The 19807-nt window shown below is 73.9% G+C and carries 16 protein-coding genes; 8 read left to right on the forward strand and 8 right to left on the reverse strand.

All coding sequences use genetic code 11. The features are described 5' to 3' along the window. Positions 1-47 precede the first annotated feature (47 nt). Positions 48-1439 carry a cytochrome P450 gene (locus ACIQE0_RS26285; RefSeq protein WP_402336640.1) on the reverse strand — a complete coding sequence of 464 codons (1392 nt, stop codon included), beginning with the start codon at positions 1437-1439 and terminating at the stop codon, positions 48-50. A gap of 136 nt (positions 1440-1575) precedes the next feature. On the opposite strand from ACIQE0_RS26285, the gene ACIQE0_RS26290 reads away from it, so the two are divergent. Next, positions 1576-1980 (forward strand): (2Fe-2S) ferredoxin domain-containing protein, encoded by a 405-nt coding sequence (locus tag ACIQE0_RS26290; RefSeq protein ID WP_366330865.1) that lies wholly within the window; start codon positions 1576-1578, stop codon positions 1978-1980. Positions 1981-2155: 175 nt separating this feature from the next. Then, complete coding sequence (locus tag ACIQE0_RS26295) at positions 2156-2992, forward strand: winged-helix domain-containing protein (protein WP_402336643.1); 837 nt, start codon at positions 2156-2158, stop codon at positions 2990-2992. Between the two features lie 71 nt (positions 2993-3063). On the opposite strand, the gene ACIQE0_RS26300 is transcribed toward ACIQE0_RS26295, so the two are convergent. Both ACIQE0_RS26300 and ACIQE0_RS26305 read right to left on the reverse strand, forming a co-directional pair. Then, the gene (locus tag ACIQE0_RS26300) at positions 3064-4350 is read right to left on the reverse strand and encodes an MFS transporter (RefSeq protein ID WP_402336645.1); all 1287 of its coding nucleotides are present in this window, start codon (positions 4348-4350) and stop codon (positions 3064-3066) included. Then, the gene (locus tag ACIQE0_RS26305; protein WP_402336647.1) at positions 4347-5120 is read right to left on the reverse strand and encodes a helix-turn-helix domain-containing protein; all 774 of its coding nucleotides are present in this window, start codon (positions 5118-5120) and stop codon (positions 4347-4349) included. The genes ACIQE0_RS26300 and ACIQE0_RS26305 overlap by 4 nt, the downstream gene beginning before the upstream one ends. Before the next feature lie 254 nt (positions 5121-5374). On the opposite strand from ACIQE0_RS26305, the gene ACIQE0_RS26310 reads away from it, so the two are divergent. The 4 genes from ACIQE0_RS26310 (at position 5375) to ACIQE0_RS26325 (ending at position 9366) form a co-directional block, all read left to right on the forward strand. Next, the gene (locus ACIQE0_RS26310) at positions 5375-6271 is read left to right on the forward strand and encodes a DMT family transporter (protein WP_402336650.1); all 897 of its coding nucleotides are present in this window, start codon (positions 5375-5377) and stop codon (positions 6269-6271) included. Positions 6272-6303: 32 nt separating this feature from the next. Further along, positions 6304-6855 carry an NUDIX domain-containing protein gene (locus ACIQE0_RS26315; RefSeq protein WP_402336652.1) on the forward strand — a complete coding sequence of 184 codons (552 nt, stop codon included), beginning with the start codon at positions 6304-6306 and terminating at the stop codon, positions 6853-6855. 230 nt (positions 6856-7085) lie between these two features. Further along, complete coding sequence (locus ACIQE0_RS26320; RefSeq protein ID WP_402336655.1) at positions 7086-8144, forward strand: phosphotransferase family protein; 1059 nt, start codon at positions 7086-7088, stop codon at positions 8142-8144. Positions 8145-8151: 7 nt separating this feature from the next. Continuing rightward, the gene (locus tag ACIQE0_RS26325; RefSeq protein ID WP_402336658.1) at positions 8152-9366 is read left to right on the forward strand and encodes an acyl-CoA dehydrogenase family protein; all 1215 of its coding nucleotides are present in this window, start codon (positions 8152-8154) and stop codon (positions 9364-9366) included. A gap of 206 nt (positions 9367-9572) precedes the next feature. Here ACIQE0_RS26325 and ACIQE0_RS26330 read toward each other — a convergent pair whose 3' ends face one another. Genes ACIQE0_RS26330 through ACIQE0_RS26340 form a run of 3 tightly spaced genes read right to left on the reverse strand, consistent with a single transcriptional unit; the run spans position 9573 to position 12693 of the window. Continuing rightward, complete coding sequence (locus tag ACIQE0_RS26330) at positions 9573-10184, reverse strand: TetR/AcrR family transcriptional regulator (protein ID WP_366330858.1); 612 nt, start codon at positions 10182-10184, stop codon at positions 9573-9575. Between the two features lie 29 nt (positions 10185-10213). Continuing rightward, positions 10214-11923 (reverse strand): class I adenylate-forming enzyme family protein, encoded by a 1710-nt coding sequence (locus ACIQE0_RS26335; RefSeq protein ID WP_402336661.1) that lies wholly within the window; start codon positions 11921-11923, stop codon positions 10214-10216. After that, positions 11920-12693 (reverse strand): SDR family oxidoreductase, encoded by a 774-nt coding sequence (locus ACIQE0_RS26340; RefSeq protein ID WP_402336663.1) that lies wholly within the window; start codon positions 12691-12693, stop codon positions 11920-11922. Before ACIQE0_RS26340 ends, ACIQE0_RS26335 begins: the two co-directional genes overlap by 4 nt. A gap of 227 nt (positions 12694-12920) precedes the next feature. On the opposite strand from ACIQE0_RS26340, the gene ACIQE0_RS26345 reads away from it, so the two are divergent. Continuing rightward, entirely contained in the window at positions 12921-14219 is a 1299-nt protein-coding gene (locus ACIQE0_RS26345) for an exo-beta-N-acetylmuramidase NamZ domain-containing protein (RefSeq protein WP_402336666.1), read from the forward strand. A 104-nt stretch (positions 14220-14323) separates the two neighbouring features. Next, positions 14324-15652, forward strand: a complete 1329-nt coding sequence (locus tag ACIQE0_RS26350) for an MFS transporter (protein WP_366330854.1) — start codon at positions 14324-14326, stop codon at positions 15650-15652. Positions 15653-15739: 87 nt separating this feature from the next. On the opposite strand, the gene ACIQE0_RS26355 is transcribed toward ACIQE0_RS26350, so the two are convergent. Both ACIQE0_RS26355 and ACIQE0_RS26360 read right to left on the reverse strand, forming a co-directional pair. Continuing rightward, positions 15740-16780, reverse strand: coding sequence for a LysR family transcriptional regulator (locus tag ACIQE0_RS26355; RefSeq protein ID WP_366330853.1), 1041 nt, complete (start codon positions 16778-16780; stop codon positions 15740-15742). Positions 16781-16982: 202 nt separating this feature from the next. Then, positions 16983-19802, reverse strand: coding sequence for a penicillin acylase family protein (locus ACIQE0_RS26360; protein WP_402336670.1), 2820 nt, complete (start codon positions 19800-19802; stop codon positions 16983-16985). Positions 19803-19807 lie beyond the last annotated feature (5 nt).

Below are 19807 nucleotides of genomic sequence, written 5' to 3' on the forward strand. Positions count from 1 at the left end.
CGGTCGCCCGTCAGCGGGGGTCGGCGGGCGCCACGGCGAGCACGGCTCTAGAGGGCCCGCAGGCGCACCCGGGCGGGGCCGGTCGCCTGGAGGGTGATGCCGGCGGCGACCGGCACGCGCTGGTCGACGGCGGTCAGTTCGTGGGAGCGCAGCAGGGTCGCCAGGGCCAGCACGGACTCCAGCATCGAGAAGTGCTGGCCGATGCAGGCGCGCGGGCCGCCGCCGAACGGGAACCAGGCGTAGCGGTGCCGCTCCGCCTCGCGCACCGGCGCGAAGCGGTCCGGGTCGAACCGCTCGGGGTCCTCCCAGAGATCCGGGTGGCGGTGGGTGACCCAGGGGGCGACGACGACATCGGCGCCGGCCGGGAGCGCGAAGCCGGCCACCTCGGTGGCCTCCACGGCCCGCCGGCTGACCACGGGGGCCGGCGGGAAGAGCCGCATGGACTCCTTGAGTGCCTGGGTGAGCCGCGGCAGCCGGTCCAGGTCGGCGGCGGTGGGGGCGCGGTCGCCCAGGACACTGGCCAGCTCGGCGCGGATCCGGGTCTGCTCGTGCGGGTGGCGGGCGAGCAGGTGGAGGGTGAAGGCCATGGAGGTGGCGGTGGTCTCGTGGCCGGCCAGCAGGAAGATCAGGACCTGTTCGCGGATCTCGGTGGCGTCGAGGGCGCCGTCCTCCTCGTTGCCGGCGGCGACGAGCAGGGAGAGCAGGTCCTGGTGGTCCGGGGCGCCGGCCGGGCCCGCGCCGGGGGCCGCGCGGCGTTCGGCGATGATCCGGTCGCACAGCGCGTTGAGCTCGTCGGTGACCCGGTGGGCGCGGAGGTTCCCGGGGGTGGGCCAGTCGCGGGGGACCTTCAGGGGGGCGTAGGCGCGGCGGACGACGTAGTCGTTGATGACGGGGGCGCAGCGGTGGATGGCGGCGACCGCGGCCTCCACGTCGAGGCCGAAGAGGATGCGGGCGACGGTGCGCAGGGCGAGCCGGTTCATCTCGGGGACCAGGTCGACCACGCCGTCCTGGACCGTCCGCCAGCGGGTGGTGACCGCGTCGGCCTCGGCGCTGATGGCGGTGGCGTAGCCGTCGACCCGGCGCCTGGTGAACAGCGGCTGCACCAGCCGGCGTTGCCGGAGGTAGTCGGTGTCCTGGCTGGTGAGCAGCCCGTTGCCGAACGACTGGCGGACCTCCTCGTAGAGCGGGTGCTCCTTGCGGAAGTTGGCGGCCTGGGTGGCGAGGACCTGCTGGACGCCCTCGGGCGCGAACACGGCGTAGAAGACGCTGCGGAGGCCGGGCGGACCGGCCTCCAGCCGGACCAGGTCGCCGTGTTCGCGCCGGGCTCTGAGGAACGCGCCGAGGGAGTCGCGGCGCAGATCGAGCAGGGAGCCGATCACGGGCAGGCCGGCGGGGCCGGGGACCGCGGCCCGGACGGGACTGGGGTTGATCAAGGACATGCTCCGATACCTCTCCACGAACGGTCCGGAAAATGTGGCGCCCGCGCTGCGGTGTGCGCAACAGGCGTGGCGGGGACGGCGGGACGAGTGGCCGGGAGCACACGGGCACGGTGGCACGGCCACGTAGCATGAACGAATGATCGAAAAGCGTGCCGGACGGGCGGGGACCACCGCACAGCAGTGCCGGGTCACGGTCTGCCGTGGCTGCTGCTGCGGGGACGCGGCGAAGCTCCCGGGGATCGACCACGCCGGGCAGATACCCCGGCTGCGGGCGGCGCTGGGGGACGCGGCGCCGGTCCGCGCCTCGGACTGCCTGGACGTCTGCGACCAGGCGAACGTGATCGTGGTGCAGCCCTCGCCGGCCGGCCGGGCCGCGGGCGGGCGGCCGGTGTGGCTGGGGCTGGTCAACGACGACGACGCGCTGGCGGACATCGCCGCCTGGATACAGGCCGGCGGGCCGGGGATCGCGGAGCCGCCCGGGGTGCTGGACCTCTACGCGTTCACGGTGTCGCGGCGGGTGCGGGAGCAGTTGGAGTCCTGAGGCCAGGGCCCTGGTGGGAGGGCCCGCCCGGGGGCGGCTCCCGGTTCGGCGCGCGAGGGCGCGCCGCCGGGTGTTCGCTGGAGGTATGAGGACTCTCCCGACGGCGCGTCCCCGCAGCCGGTGGGGCCGGGCGCGGCACGCGCGGACGCGGCCCCCGCGAAGGGCGGGCTGAGCCGTGCGCCGCGCCGCATCGCCCCCTCCCCCGCCCGGGCCGTCGCACCGCGTCCTGGTCGTCGCGGACGACCCGGCCGTCGCCGCTGCCGCCGCCGACGCGCTGACCCGCGCCGGCCATGCCACCGCCTCCGCCACCGACGCCTTCACCGCCCTCGAACGCGCCGCGGACTTCCGGCCGCACGCCGTCGTCCTCGATCCCGCGCTGCCGGGCATCGACGGCCTGGCGCTGCGCCGCCGGCTGCGGCGGAGCGGATACGGCCCACCGGTCCCCCTGGTGCCGTTGACCGAGGACACCGGGGCGGTGGGTGCGCGGACGGCGGCAGCGGGCGGACGGGCCGGGGCCGCCGGGACGCGGGGACTGGCGACACGGGTGGCCGCGGCACTACAGCAGACCGGGAGCGCGGCACCGGCCCACGCGCCCCCGAACATCCTCCGGGCCGGAGACCTGACCGTCGACCCCGGAACCGGCAGAGCCCACTGCGCCGGCCGCGAACTCGCCCTGACCGGCGACGAGTTCGCGCTGCTGGTGTTCCTGATGCGGCACCCCGGGCGGGTGTTCTCCCGGGAGCAGCTGCTCAAGCGGGTCTGGGGGCGGGACTTCGGCGACCTGTCGGCGGTGGCGGCGCGCCTGGACCGGCTGGGCGCGGCGCTCAGCCCGGATCCGACCGCCCCGCGGCTGCTGGAGGAGGTGTGGGGGGCCGGCTACCGCTTCGACCCCGGGGGCGGCGCGGTGGTGCTGGCGGACGCGGCCGCGGCCACCGGCGAGACGGTCCTGGCGGGCGGGGCGACCGGACCGCCGCAGGGCCCGCGACGGGACGGCCTGTGGGACGACCGGTAGCGGACCCCACGGGCGGATGCCCCCAAAACCCTTACCTCCCCCACCGGTTGACCTGCCTCCGAGAGATCGGCTCAGGACGGTGCGAGCAGACCGTCGGCGGACTGGGCGGCCTCCCGTTCCGGTTGGCGGGTCGGCAGGTCGCGGGCCGTGCGGAGCGGTGAGGCCAGGAGGATCAGGGCGGCCAGCGGAACGCCGGCGGTGGTGATCCACATGGCCGTGCGGACGCCCAGCGCGGCGCCGAGCCCGCCGCCGAGCAGCGCGCCCAGCGGCAGCGTGCCGTAGTTGAGGAACGCGGCGCTGGCGGTCACCCGGCCGAGCAGCGCGGGCGGGCAGTACGCCTGCTGGAAGCCCGCCTTGAGGACGTTGCCGCCGACCACACCGGCGCTGACCCCGAAGCTGCCGACGACGAACAGGGCGGCGCCGGGCCCGGCGGTGGCGAGCGGGATGAGCAACGCCGTGAGCGGCAGGACGAGTTCGAAGAGCAGGCCGGCACGGGCGGTGCCGATCCGGGCGGCCGCGCGGCGGGCAGCGAAGGCACCCGCGATACCGCCGGTGCCGGCCACCGCCAGCAGGGCGCCGACCGTGCCCGGCGCCAGCCCGGCCTCGCGGACCAGGAAGACCGGCAGGATCGACTGGTACCCCATCAGCGCGAGGTTGGAGGCGGCGCCGAAGAGCGTCAGGGTGCGGAGCCAGACGTCCCCGGCCACCAGGCGCAGCCCCTCGGCGACCTCGGCGCGCAGCGAGCGGGCGGGGCGCTCGCCGGCGCTGTCCGGGCGCGGTTCGCGGTGCCGGATGCCGAGCAGGCAGAGCACGGAGACCAGGAAGGTGGCGGCGTTGGCGAGCAACCCGTTGACGGCACCGGCGAGTTGGATCAGCAGACCGCCGGTGCCCTGGCCGACGAGCTGGGCCGCCGAGGCGCTGCCGTGCAGCTTGGCGTTGCCCTCGGGCTGGTCGGCGGGGGCCAGCAGGCCGGGGAGGTAGGCACTGTAGGAGGTCTGGAAGACGACCGCGGCGGCACCGTTCAGCAGGGCCGCGCCGATCAGCAGGCCGAGGCTCAGCCCGCCGCACCAGGCGAGGACGGGGACGGCGGTGAACACCGCCATCGACAGCGCGGCGGCGCCCAGCATCAGGGGCCGGCGGCGGGTCCGGTCCACCCAGACCCCGACCGGCAGCCCGATCAGCAGCCAGGGCAGCCAGCCGCAGGCGCTGAGCAGCCCGACCGCGAAGGTGTCGGCGTGCAGGGTGGCGACGGCGGTCAGCGGCATCGCCACGCCGGTGACCGCGGCGCCGAACTTGCCGGCGGTCTCACCGCACCACAGCAACCGGAAGTCGCGGTGGCGCCGGAGCAGCCCGCTCACCGGCCGGCCCGCCCGGTGCCGTCCTCGCGGCCGGCCCGCCCGGCCGGCCCGCTCTCGGCGGGGGCGGCGGCTTCCGCCTCCGCGACGGCGTCCGGCCCCGCCGCGCGGTCCGCACGCGACGTCCGGGGGAAGGACTGGAGCTGGACGATGACGGGACGGGCGGCCCGCGCGGCATCCGGAGCCGCCGCAGGGGCCCCGGAGTCCGCTGCGGACGCCGCTGCCGCGACCGCCCGATAGCGGTTGACCACGCCCTCCAACTCACCGTTGAGCGCGGTGAGTTGCTCGGGCGTCAGGGCGAGGTCGTGCCACTGCACGATGGCGCCGGCGTCCCGCCACTGCGGCTCCCAGTCCTCGGCGAGGTAGCGGACGACCTGCTGGAAGTGCTGCTGGACGATCTCGTGGACGTAGACCGAGAGCGGGCCGCGGGCGTCCGGATCGTCGCGGAAATCGGTGGTGTTGAGCTGCCGGGAGGCCGCCGCCGCGCGCCACCAGCGCTCGCGCCTGGTGCCGCGCCCGGTCTCCTCCTCGATGAAGGCGTGGTCGGCGAGGTGGCGCAGGTGCCAGCTGACGGTGCCGGTGTTCTCGCCGAGCCGGCGGGAGAGGCCGGTGGCGGTGTCCGGGCCGTCGAGGGTCAGCAGTTCCAGGATGCGCATCCGCAGCGGGTGGGCCAGGCCGCGCAGACTGCGGGCGTCCATCCGGCGAACGGGGCGCGGTGCGGGAGCCTCGGGCGCGTCCGGCCGGGCGTCGTGCGGCACGTCGTCGTGGGTCATGGACGTCAGCGTAGAGATGCAGAGAGTTCTCTGCAGAGGTTTCTCTGTAATTCGTTGCGGAGTGATCCGGAAGCTCGACCCCCGCCCCGCGCGGCCGGGCGGGGACCGAGGGGCGCGCGGGGCCCGTAACGGCCGGTGGCCGGTGGTACAGACGGGTACGCGCGTGAATGGCGGGACCGGGGGTCACGTTTCGGCCACCGTGGCTGACTATCCTCGGGCGCATCCCCCGCCCCGCGCGATACGAGGTGTGCGACGTGACGGTGATCCTGCTCGCCCTTGCCGCGGCATGCTGTCTGGGCACCGGGTTCGTCTTCCAGCAGCTCGCGGCGCAGCACGCCCCGCCGCAGGACTACCTCTCGTTCCGGCTGCTGCTCGACCTGGTCCGGATGCCCCGCTGGGTGGCCGGGATCGCGCTGATGGTGGTGGGGATGGCGCTGGGCGCGGTGGCGCTGGGAATGGGGGACATCACCCTCGTCGAACCGCTGATGGCGACCAATCTGCTGTTCGCGATGGCGCTGGCCCGGCGGGTCTCCGGGCAGCGGTTGGGCCTCACCGGCTGGGCCGGACTGGCGCTGCTGGCGGGCGGGGTGACCGCGTTCATCGTGGCCGGGCAGCCGCACGGCGGACACCGCAGCGAGGTGGGGCAGTTGGCCCAGTGGCTGATCATGGGCGGGGTGCTCTCCGTCGCGCTGCTGCTGGCCGCGACCGCCAAGCGGGAACGGGTCCATGTCAGCCTGGAGGCCGCGCTGCTGGGAGTGGCCGCCGGGCTGCTCTACGGGCTCCAGGACGCGCTGACCCGGATCAGCGGTCTGCGGTTCACGGCGGGCGGCTGGCACGCGCTCCTCACGAGCTGGTACCCGTACGCGATCGTGGTGCTCGGGGTGCTGGCGCTGGTGATGGTGCAGAGCGCCTTCGAGTCGGCGCCGCTGCGGATGTCGCTGCCCGCGCTGACCGCCGCCCAGCCGCTGGCCGGGATCGCCTGCGGGGTGGGGTTCCTGGGCGACCGGTTGCGGGTGACGCCGGTGGCGCTGGCCTTCCAGGCGGCCGGGATCGCCGCGGTGGTGACGGGGATCGTGCTGATCGGCAGCCATCCGGCGATGCCGCCGGGGGCCGGGGCGAGCGAGGGCTCCCGCGAACTCCAGCCGCGGTGAGGCCGGGAGACCGGCGGTGGTTCGATAGCCCCATGACCGATCAGCGACCGCACACCGCGCAGGAGCCGCTCAACGCGGACGAAGTCCTCGATGTCGTCGACGAGCACGACCGGGTGGTGGGACAGGCCCCGCGCGCCGAGACCTACGCCCGCCGGCTGCGCACCCGTTGCGCGTTCATCCTGGTCCGGGACGCCGAGGACCGGATCTTCGTCCACCGGCGGACCCCGCAGAAGCTGGTCTTCCCCTCCCACTACGACATGTTCGTCGGCGGCGTGGTGGGCACCGGCGAGAGCTACGACGAGGCGGCGCTGCGGGAGGCCGAGGAGGAGCTGGGGGTGTCCGGTCTGGCGCGCCCGGAGCCGCTGTTCCGCTTCCTGTACGAGACGCCCGAGCACACCTGGTGGTCGGCGGTCTACCAGGTGCGCTGCACGCTGCCGGTCTCGCCCCAGGAGGCGGAGATCGACTGGCACGCCTTCCTGCCGGAGGAGGAGCTGGCCCGGCGGCTGGAGGAGTGGCCGTGGACGCCGGACGGGCTGGCCGCGTACCGGGAGCTGACGGCCCGGCGGGCGGCCGGGGAGTTCTGAGCCCGGGGCCGGAGAGGGCGATGGCGGAGCTGAACGGCGGGGCGCCGCCGGCCTGTCACGCCTGAGGGGCACCCCGGGCCGGGGGCCTCGGTGGCGGAAAAGCACCGGGTGACCGACGCCCCACGGCCGGGCACTGGACGCCATACCGACTAGTCGGCATGATCAGGCGGGACGGGCCGCCCGCAGGCCCCGGACCGTCCGACCGCCCAACTCCGTACGGAGGAAGCACGATGAGCAACGGCACCCCGCCACCGCCGGCCAGCGGCGCGGCACCACCCGGTCTCGACCTGGCGCGCCTGCGGGAGCATCTGGACCGGGAGCGGCCGGGTCTGGTCTCCGGGCCGCTGCGCGCGCAGTTGATCGAGGGCGGGCGGTCCAACCTCACCTACCGGGTCACCGACGGCACCGGCTCCTGGGTCGTCCGCCGCCCGCCGCTCGGCCACGTCCTGGCCACCGCGCACGACATGCGGCGCGAGCACCGGGTGATCAGCGCACTGCACGACACCGCGGTGCCGGTGCCCCGGACGCTGCTGCTGTGCGAGGACGAGGCGGTCATCGGCGCGCCGTTCTACGTGATGGAGCTGGTGGCCGGCACCCCGTACCGCAGCACGGAGCAGTTGGCCGCGCTGGGCCCGGAGCGGACCCGGGCGGTGGTGCTGTCCCTGGTCGACACGCTGGTGGAGCTGCACGCGGTGGATCCGCAGGCGGCCGGGCTGGGCGACTTCGGGCGCCCGGACGGCTTCCTGGAGCGCCAACTGCGGCGCTGGGGCAAGCAGTTGGCGGCCTCCAAGAACCGCGACCTGCCCGGCATCGACGCGCTCCACGAGGCGCTGGGCCGGGCGCTGCCCGCCTCCCCCGCGCCGACCGTGGTGCACGGCGACTACCGGCTGGACAACGTCCTGGTCGAGCCGCGGCAGGGGGGCGACGCCATCACCGCCGTCCTGGACTGGGAGATGTCCACGCTCGGCGACCCGCTGACCGACCTGGGACTGCTGGCGATGTACTGCACCGACCTGGGGCTGCCGAAGTCCCCGGTCAGCACCACCAGCGGCGCGCCGGGGCACCCCGGCCCCGACGAGCTGATCGCCCGCTACGCCGAACGCTCCGGCCGGGACGTCGCACAGATCGCCTGGTACACCGCGTTCGCGTGGTTCAAGCTCGCGGTGATCCTCGAAGGCATCCACTACCGCTACACGCTCGGCCAGACGGTCGGTGCCGGCTTCGACCGGATCGGCGAGCTGGTGCCCCTCTTCATCGACCGCGGACTGACCACTCTCAAGGAAGGCTGAGGCAGCGATGGACTTCGCATTCGACGCCCGTACCGAGGAACTGCGGGACAGGCTCCAGGAGTTCATGACCGAGCGGGTCCACCCGGCCGAGCCGGTCGCGGAGGAGCAGCGGGCCGCGCTGGCCTCGCCGTGGGACACCCCGCCGGTGGTGGAGGAGCTCAAGGCCGAGGCCCGGCGGCGGGGCCTGTGGAACCTCTTCCTGCCCGACGAGGAGTACGGGGCGGGGCTGACCAACCTCCAGTACGCGCCGCTGGCCGAGCTCACCGGCCGCAGCCCGCAGTTGGCGCCCACCGCGCTGAACTGCGCGGCGCCGGACACCGGCAACATGGAGGTGCTGGCGCAGTTCGGCAGCGCCGAGCAGAAGAAGCAGTGGCTGGAGCCGCTGCTGGCGGGCGAGATCCGGTCGGCGTTCGCGATGACCGAGCCGGACGTCGCCTCGTCGGACGCCACCAACATCGAGACCCGGATCGAGCGGGACGGCGACAGCTACGTCATCAACGGCCGCAAGTGGTACATCTCCGGGGCGATGAACCCGCTGTGCGAGATCTTCATCGTGATGGGCAAGACCGACCCCGACGGCGCGGACATCCGCCGCCAGCAGTCGATGGTCCTGGTGCCGCGGGACACCCCCGGCCTGACGGTCAAGCGCGCCATGCAGGTCTACGGCTACGAGGACCACTTCCACGGCGGGCACGCCGAGGTGCTCTTCGAGGACGTCCGGGTGCCGGTGGGCAACCTGATCGGCGAGGAGGGCGGCGGCTTCGGCATCGCACAGGCGCGGCTGGGGCCCGGCCGGATCCACCACTGCATGCGGCTGATCGGGATGGCCGAGCGGGCGATCGAGCTGATGTGCCGACGGGCGGTGGACCGCACCGCCTTCGGGAAGCCGCTGGCCGGGCAGGGCGTGGTCCAGGAGTGGATCGCGGACGCCCGGGTGGCGGTGGAGCAACTGCGGCTGCTGGTGCTCAAGACCGCCTGGCTGATGGACACCGTCGGCAACAAGGGTGCGCACACCGAGATCCAGGCCATCAAGATCGCCACCCCGCGCACGGTCGTGGACATCCTCGACAAGGCGGTCCAACTGCACGGCGCGGGCGGGGTCAGCCAGGACTTCCCGCTGGCGGAGCTGTGGGCCGCGGCCCGCACGCTGCGCCTGGCCGACGGGCCCGACGAGGTGCACCAGCGGTCGCTGGCGCGGCGGGAGTTGAAGCGGTACGCGTAGCGGGTGGTGGCCTCGGGGGGGGCGGCGGGGTGGGCCTTAGGGGGCGGTCGCACACATCCCGTAAGGGTCGCGGGCGCCCCCTGCGGGGCCACAACGCGCGAGGGGGCGGCGGCTATTCCCGCAGGGGCGGCTGCCGCGGAGGCCATCCCCGCGGCAGCCGGCCCCGGCGGTCGCCCCGGCAGCCGCCCCCTGGCCGGCGAGCCGCCCTACGGCCGCAGCGCCCGCAGCAGCAGATCGGCCAGGTGGTCGGCAACCTGCTGCGGGCTCAGCGGGCCGTCCTCGCGGTACCAGGTGCCCAGGTGGTGCACCGAGCCGAAGTGGTAGTCGACGACCAGGTCGGCGGGGACGTCCGGGGTGAACACCCCGGTGCGCTGGCCCTCTTCGACCAGCGCCCGGAACCGCTCGTGGTAGCGCCGCCGTTCGGCCCGCACCTGCTTGTCCGTCTCCGGGCTCAGATGGTGCATCGAGCGGAAGAAGATCTTCGTGTCGTCGAGGTTCTCGATGGTGGTGACCACGACGTCCGCGGCGGCGTCCCGCAGCCGCCGCTCCACCGGCGCCGCGGCGTCCGCGAAGTGGTCCAGCCGCTCCTGCTGGAGCCGCAGCACCCGCCCGTAGACCTCGCGGAGCAGATCCTCCTTGGAGCCGAAGTAGTGGTAGAGGGCGCCCTTGGTGACGCCCGCCGCGTCCACGATCTCCTGGACGGAGGTGCGGTCGTAGCCCTGCTCAGCGAAGAGCCTGGTGGCGGTGGCCAGCAGCCGCTGCGCCACGGGCCTCGCCGTGCCGTTGCCGCCGCTGGTGCCGTCCTTGATACCGGCCATCGCCCTCACCCGTTCCTTACGTGCGTCCGTCATGCGTGCCGGGGCCGGTCGTCGCCCGCCCGCCCGTCCGGCGGACCGGGCACAGGCGCCCCGCCCTCGCGCAGCTCACGTCGGAGGATCTTGCCACTCGTGGTCTTGGGAAGCTCCGGCAGGATCTCCACCACCCGCGGGTACTTGTAAGCGGCGAGCCGCTCCCGGCAATAGGCGGTCAGCTCCTCCGGCTCGGCGGACGCCCCGGGGCGCAGGCTCACACACGCCTTGACGGTCTCCCCTCGGTAGGGGTCGGGCACCCCGACGACGGCCGCCTCGCGCACCGCGGGATGGGTGTAGAGGACGTCCTCCACCTCGCGGGGCCACACCTTGAAACCGGCCGCGTTGATCATGTCCTTCTTGCGGTCGACGACATAGAGCCAGCCGTCGCGGTCCATGAACCCGATGTCGCCGGTGCGCAGTTCGCCGTCCGGGAGCGCCTCGGCGGTGGCGTCCGGGCGGCGCCAGTAGCCGGGCACCACCTGGGGGCCGCGGACCGCGATCTCGCCCTGTTCGCCGAACGGCAGGTCGCGGCCGGCCTCGTCGATGATCCGCACCACCACGTCCGGCCCGGGGACGCCGACCGCGAGGGTGCCGGAGACCTTGTCGACCGGCGCCACCTTGCCGGGCGGGACGGTGGCGCAGGGAGCGGTGCACTCGGTCAGGCCGTAGCCGTTGTGGAGGTAGGGGCCGAAGGCGGTGCGGAAGGACTCGACGAGGGCGGGCGGCAGCGGGGCGCCGCCGGAGCTCAGGCTCGCGAAGGAGGCGAAGTGCTCGGCGGTGGCGTCCGGGTGGGCCATCAGCGCCATGTAGGCGGTGGAGGGGCCCACGGTGAAGGCCGGGCGGTGCTCCAGGAAGGCGTCCAGGACGGTGCCGGCCTCGAAGCGGTAGGCCAGCGCCAGGGTGCCGGTGTTGGCCAGGCAGGCGGCCAGTTCGCAGACCATGCCGGTGATGTGGAAGAGCGGGGCGAGCGCGAAGTAGGTGGCGCCCTCGGGGAGTTGGAGGCCGGTGCGCTGCCGTTCGGCGTTGTGGCTGATGTTGCCGTGGGTGTTGATGGCGCCCTTGGGGGTGCCGCTGGTGCCGGAGGTGTAGCTGATGAGCGCGATGTCGGTCGCGACCGGTTCGGGGACGGCGGGGGCCGGGCCTCCGGTACGGGCCGCGGTGAGCAGGTCGTCGGCGCCCTCCTGGGGGCCGGCCGGTGCGGCACGCAGCACCCGGGGGTCGTCGCGGGTCTGCAGGCCGCGTTCGTCGGCGGTCAGCGCGATCCGGACGGAGGGCGCCTCGGCGGCGGTGGCCCGCAGGAAGCCCGCCCAGGTGCGGTCCGCGCAGAGCACGGCGGTGACCTCGGCGTCGTCCAGGACGTGCCGGGTCTCCCCCGCCTTGTACATGGGGTTGACCGGGACGGCCACGCCGCCGGCCTTCCAGACGCCGAGCACGGCGAGCACGAAGTGCGGGGTGTTCTGGAGCATCACCACGGCGCGGTCGCCGGGCCGGAAGCCGCGGGCGGCGAGGTGGCCGGCGAGGCCGTCGGAGAGCGCGTCGGCCTCGGCGTAGGAGAGCCGGCCGTCGAAGTAGGCGAGCGCGGTGCGGTCGGGGGCGCGGCGGACCGCGGCCCGGAAGGCGTGCAGCGCGGAGGGCGGCGGCTGGACGGGGGCGCGCTGGGCGTCGGTGAACTGGGACAGCCACGGCCGGTCCTGATAGGTGGTCATCGGGCCTCCTCCGCCTGTGCCTCCAGCTTCTGCTGGAGGTGGTTCATCGCGGTCAGCCAGCGGTCGGGGTCGGTGGCCCGGGCGGTGTAGTAGTCGGCCACCTCCGGGTGCGGCAGGACCAGGAAGCGGTCGGCGTCCATGGCGGCGAAGAGCGCGTCGGCGACGGCGTCCGGTTCGATGGCGGTCGGGGTCAGGACGAGGTCGCCGGCGGCGCCGGTGGCGGCGAGCATGTCGGTGCGCACGCCCTGCGGGCAGATGGCGTGCACCGCGATGCCGCGGTGGCGGTAGGTCAGCGAGAGCCACTCGGCGAAGGCGTAGGCGCCGTGCTTGGTGACGCTGTAGGGGGCCGCGGCGACCATGGTGAGCAGGCCGGCGGCGGAGACCGTGGAGACGAACCGGCCGCTGCCGCGCGCCAGCCACTCCGGCAGCAGCGCCTGGGCCGCCCGTACGTGCGCCATCACGTTGACGTCCCAGGCCAGTGCCCAGTCGCCCTCGGGGGCTTCGGGGCCGCCGCCGGTGCCGACGCCGGCGTTGGCGCAGAAGACGTCGATGGTGCCGCCGAGGGCCTCGCGGGCCGGGCCGACGATGCCGGAGGCGTCGCCGGGGACGGCGAGCGCGCCGATCTCCTGTGCGGTCCTGCGGGCCTTGGCCTCGTCCAGGTCGTTGACCACGACCCGGGCGCCCTCGGCGGCGAACCGGCGGGCCAGCGCGGCGCCGATCCCCCCGCCCGCTCCGGTCACGACAACGGCCTTGTCCCGTACGGCTGCCACGCTGCGTCTCCCTCGGTCGCCTGATGTCGCCGGCTCACCGGCAGGGGCAGACTAACCAGTCGGTATGTCCGAGCGGAAGACCGCTTCCCGACACGTGGCCGCGCGCTTCGCCCCCGGGTCCGCGGGCGTCCGGTCCGGTCCGGCCGGGCGCGTTCCGCACCGGCCTCCGGAGGGTTAGCGTGCGCACGACACATATCCGGTCAGCAACCGAGCACGGAGGTGTGCACATGGCTCTGTCGAGACGTGTTCTGCTGGGACGACTGGCGGCGACCGGGGCGGCCGCGGCGGCGGTCACCGCCGGCCCCGCCCAGGCCGCGCCGTCCGGGGGCGGCCGGCGGGTGCGCACCGGCTTCGACCGCCTGGCCGCGGACGGCTACCGCCTCCTGGACGGCCACCGGGTCGGCATCGTCACCAACCCCACCGGCGTCACCCACGAGGCCCCCGCCCGCGCGAGCGAAGCCGAGCGCGGGGAAGTCCGGCACATCGTGGACGTGATGCACGCCGACCGCCGGGTCCGCCTCACCGCCGTCTTCGGCCCGGAGCACGGCTTCCGCGGCACCGCCCAGGCCGGCGGCTCCGAGGGCCGCTACGACGACCCGGCCACCGGCCTGCCGGTCTACGACACCTACGACAAGACCGTCCAGGAGCTCACCGGCGTCTTCGCCCAATCCGGCGTGGACACCGTCCTGTTCGACATCCAGGACGTCGGCGCCCGCTTCTACACCTACATCTGGACGCTCTACGACTGCATGGTGGCGGCCGCTCTGGCGGGCCTGCGGTTCGTGGTGCTGGACCGGCCCAACCCGGTGACCGGGCGGGCCGCGACCGGTCCCGTCCTGGACCGGCGGTACTCCTCCTTCGTCGGCCGGGAGCCGATCGCGCAGGCGCACGGGATGACGGTGACCGAGCTCGCCCGGCTCTTCAACGGCGAGTTCGTGCCGCGGTCCGCCGGGCGGCCGGTGGAGCTGGAGACGGTGGCGATGACCGGCTGGCGGCGCACCGACTTCTTCGACGCGACCGGGCTGCCGTGGGTGCCGCCCAGTCCCAACATGCCCACCGCCGACACCGCGCTGGTCTACGCCGGCACCTGCCTGTTCGAGGGCACCAACCTCTCCGAGGGCCGGGGCACCACCCGGCCCTTCGAGCTCCTGGGCGCGGAGGGCCTGGACCGGCGGTGGGCCCAGGCCGCGGCCGAACTCGACCTGCCGGGCGTGCACTTCCGGGAGGCGTACTTCGTGCCGACCTTCTCCAAGTTCCAGGGAAAGACGGTCGGCGGTGTGCAGCTGCACCTCCACGACCGGGCCGCGTTCGACCCGGTGCGGACCGGCATCGGCCTGCTGGTCACCGCCAAGCGCCACTGGCCGCAGTTCGCCTGGCTCGCCGACCACTTCGACCACCTGGCGGGCACCGCCACCGTCCGCACGATGATCGACGCGGGCGCCACGACGGACGAGGTCACCGCGGCCTGGCAGGCGGAGCTGGCGCGCTTCCGCGCGGTGCGGGAGCGGTATCTGCACTACCGCTAGCGGCAGTTCGGCCGGGGCGGCGCCCTCGTCTCCATGTCTCAGAGTCCGGGACGCGCCGTCCCATCTATTGACTGCACCGTACACCGGCCAAGAGAGTGCCGATCGTGCACAGTGACGCGACCTCAGCAGCGACGACGGCGGCCGGCCCGGCCGCGGAGCCGGCCGGCGGCGAGAGCCTGCGGCGGGTGGCCGTGGCCTCGTTCATCGGGACGGCCATCGAGTTCTACGACTTCTACATCTACGGCACCGCCGCCGCCCTGGTGCTCAACCAGGCGTTCTTCCCGACGCTCGACCCGGTCAACGCCACCTTGGCCTCGTTCTCCACCTACGCGGTGGCGTTCGCCGCCCGGCCGCTGGGCTCGGTGGTCTTCGGGCACTTCGGCGACCGGGTCGGCCGGAAGTCGGTCCTGGTCGCCTCGCTGCTGCTGATGGGCCTGTCCACCGCGCTGGTCGGGCTGCTGCCCGGCTACGGCACGCTGGGCGTCTGGGCCCCGCTGCTGCTGATCCTGCTGCGCTTCCTCCAGGGCATCGGGCTCGGCGGCGAGTGGGGCGGGGCGGCGCTGCTGGCGGTCGAGCACGCGCCACGCGACCGCCGCGGGCTGTACGCCGCGTTCCCGCAACTCGGGCCGTCCGTGGGGTTCTTCGCGGCCACCGGGGTGTTCTGGCTGCTGTCGGACACGATGAGCGACGCCGCCTTTCGCGCATGGGGCTGGCGGGTGCCGTTCCTGCTGTCGTTCCTGCTGGTGGGGGTGGGACTGTTCGTCCGGCTGAAGATCAGCGAGACGCCGGTCTTCGCGAAGGTCATGGACGCCCAGGAGGCCAGCCGGGTGCCGGTGCTGGACGTGCTGCGCCGCCATCCGCGGCAACTGCTGCTGGGCGCCGGGGGCATGGTGATCGCCTACGGCCTGTTCTACACCGCCACGACCTACTGCCTCTCCTACGCCACCGGCACCCTGGGCATCTCCCGCACCACCATGCTCGGCCTCTCCCTGGTCGCCTGCCTGTTCCTGGCGGCGGGCACCTGGCTGGCCGCCACCCGCTCCGACGGCCTCGGGCGCCGCACGCTGGTCCTGGGCGGCTCCGGCCTCGCGGTGGTGTGGGGCCTGGCCCTCTTCCCGCTGCTGGACACCCGGCAGCCGGTGCTGATCGCCCTGGGCATCGGCGGCGCACTGTTCTGCATGGGCGTGGTCTACGGCCCCATGGGCGCCTACCTGCCGGAGCTGTTCGGCACCACGGTCCGCTACTCCGGCGCCTCGCTCGCCTACAACCTCGGCGGGGTGCTCGGCGGCGCGGTCGCCCCGCTGGTCGCCACCCGGCTCCAGGCGGCGTTCGGCTCGGCGTCGGTGGGCTGGTACGTCAGCGCGATGGCACTGGTGTCGCTGGCGTGCGTGCTGGCGCTGCCGGAGACCCGCGAGCGGGAACTCCTGGCCTGAACCGTCCCGTTGGGACGCTCAGGGCCTGTCGCCGCCTTCCCGTCGCCGTCCGGGGAAGGCGGCGACAGGCCGATCGGCCGACCGGCCTTAGGGGCGCAGCCACCACCGTTCGCTCTCCCAGGAGAGCGCCTCCCAGAGGCGGTTGAGGGGGTGCTCGGGCCCGTAGGAGCCCCGTTCGCCGCGCCGGGTGAAGACGCCGACCAGGACCTCCGTACGGGGGCCGACGTCGCCGGTGACCTCCAGGGTGCGCAGCCCGGTGGCCTCGGGGAGGTGGCCGTCCGACGCCGCCTCGCCCAGGCCCCGGGTGACCAGCATCGCGCCGCTGACCACGCCCGAGCGGAGCAGTTCGAAGCCGTAGTGCGCCGCCTCTATCTCGGCCGCGACGGTCAGCTTCTGGCGGTAGTCGCTGCCGTACCAGGCGGTGAGGAAGCGGCCGATCAGCCCGCCGGTGGAGACCACCAGCGGCAGCCGCGGCAGATCGCCGGCGTGGAACGCGCCGCCGGGCAGCCGCTCCGGCGGCAGGTTCGTCAGCAGGGACAGTCCGCTGCGCCGCCACTCCATCACGTCGAACGGGGCGAGTTGGGTGGCCTCCTCGCCCTCGGTGACCACGACGCTGCCGCAGACCAGGTCCAGTTCCTTGGAGCGCAGCTTGGTGAAGAGGTCGCCGGTGCGGACGTGGGTGATCTTCAGATCGACGCCCTCGCGGTCGAAGTCCTCGCTGACGTACTCCACGGCGTCCAGGAGGAAGCCGAGGGTGTAGCGGGTGGTGCCGACGGAGAGCGTGCGGCCCAGGCGGCGGCGGGCGTCGTGGACGCCCTCGGTCCAGGCGCCGAGGGTGCGCCGGGCCAGCTCGACCAGCGCCTCGCCGGTGGCGGTGAACAGGGCGTCGCGGCCCCGGCCTTGCTTGCGGACCAGTTCCTCGCCGCACAGCGCGGCGAAGGTGCGGTTCATCGTGTCGAGCTGCTTCTGCACGCTGGACTGCTCCCGGCCCAGCCGGCGGGCCGCCGCCAGCGCGGTGCCCTCCTCGTAGACCGTGATCAGCGTGCGCAGCTGGTCCATCGTGGTGTCGAGCAGCTCGGGCGGGTACTGCTGTGGGCTGGGGTTCTGCTGCGGACCGGACACGGCCATGGTCCCTACTCGCTTTCCCTTCCCTCAAATTCAGGAATGAGCAGCATAGCCGCACGGGAAAACCGCTCCGGAGCTCGCCGGGGGCTATCTGCGGTTTCTCCCGGAACGTGCGGATACGTGCGCGGCGCCCGGGGCGCGGACGGAGCGGGAGAACGGCGCGGCCCCGGGGTGCGATCGCCCCGGGGCCGCGCCGCGCCCGCCGCTACCGGTGGGCGGGGAATTCCACCACCTGCTGGTAGGTGGGCCGGTTCTGCCAGGTCATCTTGTCGTGGGTCAGACCGCCCACCGCACGGTGCACGATCGCGTCGGCGCACCACTGGTCGCCGGCCTTGCAGTTGTCGTCACCGGGGTAGACCTGCTCGGTGGTCCGGGAGTCGGCCTGCCGGAGGGTGGCCAGCAGGGTGTCGCGGCACGCGGACAGGTCGCCGTCGCCGCAGTAGCGGGCGGCGAGCGGGCCCTGGACGCGGTCGCCGAGCACCGCGCGCAGGTCCTTGTCGACGTAGGACCACCAGCCGTACTGGAAGGCCGATCCGGCGTGCGCCCCGGTGGGGCCGTGGCCGGCCGACGGCGACTCGTCGATGGCGAGGTTGGCGCCGAGGGCGTCGTAGAGGTCGGTGCCCAGGCCCGGGCGGAAGACCTCCTCGACCATCAGCGGCCACCAGGCGTCCAGCAGCCGGACCGCGTCGGCGTGGGCGTAGGCGTGCGAGCCGGGGGTGGTCTCGCGGCGCTGGGCGCCGTCCTTGCGCCAGGCGTCCAGCCGCTGCACCGCGGTCCGCAGCGCGGGGTCGGTGACCGGTTTGCTGCCGATCACCCGCAGCAGGTCGGGCAGGATGTCCTCGCCGCGCAGGTCGGTGAGGGCGGCGTCGGCCATCGCCCGGGTCAGGGACGCGCGGGTGACGCCGCCGTCCTTGGTGAGCGCGCGGACCCGGTCGTCCAGCAGGTCGGCGCGGTGCACCGAGCCGTTGCCGAAGCCGGCCGAGTCGTAGTCCTTGGCCTGCTTGTTGTTCCAGGAGACGTAGTAGTCCTGGTCGATGGACTGCGGGTGCTGGGCGGGCGGGGTGTAGTCGGTGGTGTTGGTGGTGGGGTCGAAGCCCTTCCACTCGTAGGCCGGTTCGGCCTTGACGGGCAGCGCGGGGTCGACGTCGGGGTTGCGGACGGGGTTGAGGCCGCTGTTGTAGTACGCGATGTCGCGGGAGTCGGCGTAGAACCAGTTGAAGGCGTAGCCGATGTGCGCGGCGGCCTGCTGGAAGCTCTTGGCGTCGCGGACGTAGGACGGGTCGTTGAGCATCTGGAAGCCGATGATGGAGTCGGCCTCGTGGCGGTAGGTGCTGCGCAGCGCGGTGTAGGCGACGGGCCTGCCGCCGACGGTGGCGCGGTGGGTGACGATGCCGTACTTGGTGCGGAAGACCTGCATCCGGTAGGAGCCGGCCGCGGTGGGGTCGGCGATGGTGGGCTTCCAGGAGTTGGTGCGCTCCAGCTTCTCCATCGGCAGGCAGCGGCCGTGGTAGCGGTAGGAGGTGGAGTCCTTGGTGGGCTGGGAGCCGTCCGCGTTGCACAGGTCGACGGCGTAGGTGTCGGTGATGTCCTGGCCCGCGGAGGTGGCGCTCCAGGCGTAGTCCTGGCCGCGGCCGAGCTGGACGTACATCCCGACGCCGGCGAACGAGGCGCCGCGGGCGCTGATGCCGGGGCCCTGGATCTCCTGGAGCATCAGCAGCTGGGGCGCGAAGTAGCCGGTCTGCGGGCCGAAGACGGCGACCGGGTGGCCGCCGGCGGTGTGCTTGCCGGAGACCAGCAGGGCGTTGGACATCCCGCGGTGCTGGGTCGGGTCGAAGCTCCCCTTGGGCAGCACGCCGTCCTTGAAGAGGCCCTCCAGCTTCCGGTACTTCTCGGGGGCCTTGACCGGGGTCCGGGGCGGGGTGGCGCTCTTGGAGGCGGCGGCGCCGGTGCGGTCGAAGACCAGCGGTTCGGGGGTGACCGAGCCGCGGTCGGGCAGCGCGGTGCCCTGGGCCTTGGCGGGCTTGACGGCGTAGGGGAAGCTCTGGCCGTCGTGCAGCGTCTTGACCGCCTCGGGGTCGTTGCGCTCGCGGAAGGACTCCCAGACCTCGGTGCCCTTCTCCAGACCGTACTTCTGCTGGGCGGAGAGCAGGGCGAGGGCGGAGGGGACCTCGCCGCCGCCGCCGTTGCCGAAGAGGCCGCCGACGACGGAGGCCAGGGCTATCAGGTCGGTCAGCTCGAACGGCTGGATCTCACCGGCGTTGGTGATCGCGTCGACATGGCCGGTGACGACGTACTCGCCGGGGAAGTAGCGCCCGTTCTTGGACTGTTCGCGGTAGGCGTTGATGCCGTCCACGTATGCCTGGGCGTCCGCCATGGCCTGCTTGCCGCGGGGGCCGCTGTCGCGGATGGCGTCGACCTGCGCGTGGAGATCGGCCTCGGTGTACGGGGCGTTGGGCCAGAACTCCTGCTCCAGGCCCTGGTTGGCGGGGGCGCCGCCGGCGAAGGAGGTGAGTTCGCCGCGCCCGATGTGGCGGAAGAGGTCCATCAGCCAGAGCCGGTCCTGGCCCGCGGCGTAGCCGGCGCCGTACTCGGTGCCGTAGCGGGTGGTGCCCTTGATGTGCGGGACGCCGGTCTTCTTGTCGCGGGTGAGGGTGACGTCCGGACGCGGGGTGCTCACCGAGGCGACCTGGTCCTTCGCGACGCCGAAGGAGGAGTCGTTGAAGAAGTCGGTGAGGGTGGCGTCGGTGAGCGAACGGTAGCCGCCGGCCAGGGCGTTGTAGGGGGCGATCTGGTCGGTGGTGTGCGGGGGGTGGGTGCCGAACAGCTTGTTGCCGAGGATCTCCACCAGAGTGGCGTTGCCCGTCGCGCCCGGCGGCAGGATGTCCGCGCACTGGCCCTGGCAGTAGTCGTCGGAAGTCTGCGGTGCGGCAGCGGCCGCGGTGGGGGGCGGTGCCATGAGCGTGGCGCCTAGGGCCAACAGGGCGGCCGTGGCGGCGGCCCTGAGCCTTCCGGTACGTCGTCGCATTCCTG

It is taken from the genome of Streptomyces sp. NPDC093097 (genome assembly GCF_044754325.1).
Lineage (GTDB): Bacteria > Actinomycetota > Actinomycetes > Streptomycetales > Streptomycetaceae > Streptomyces.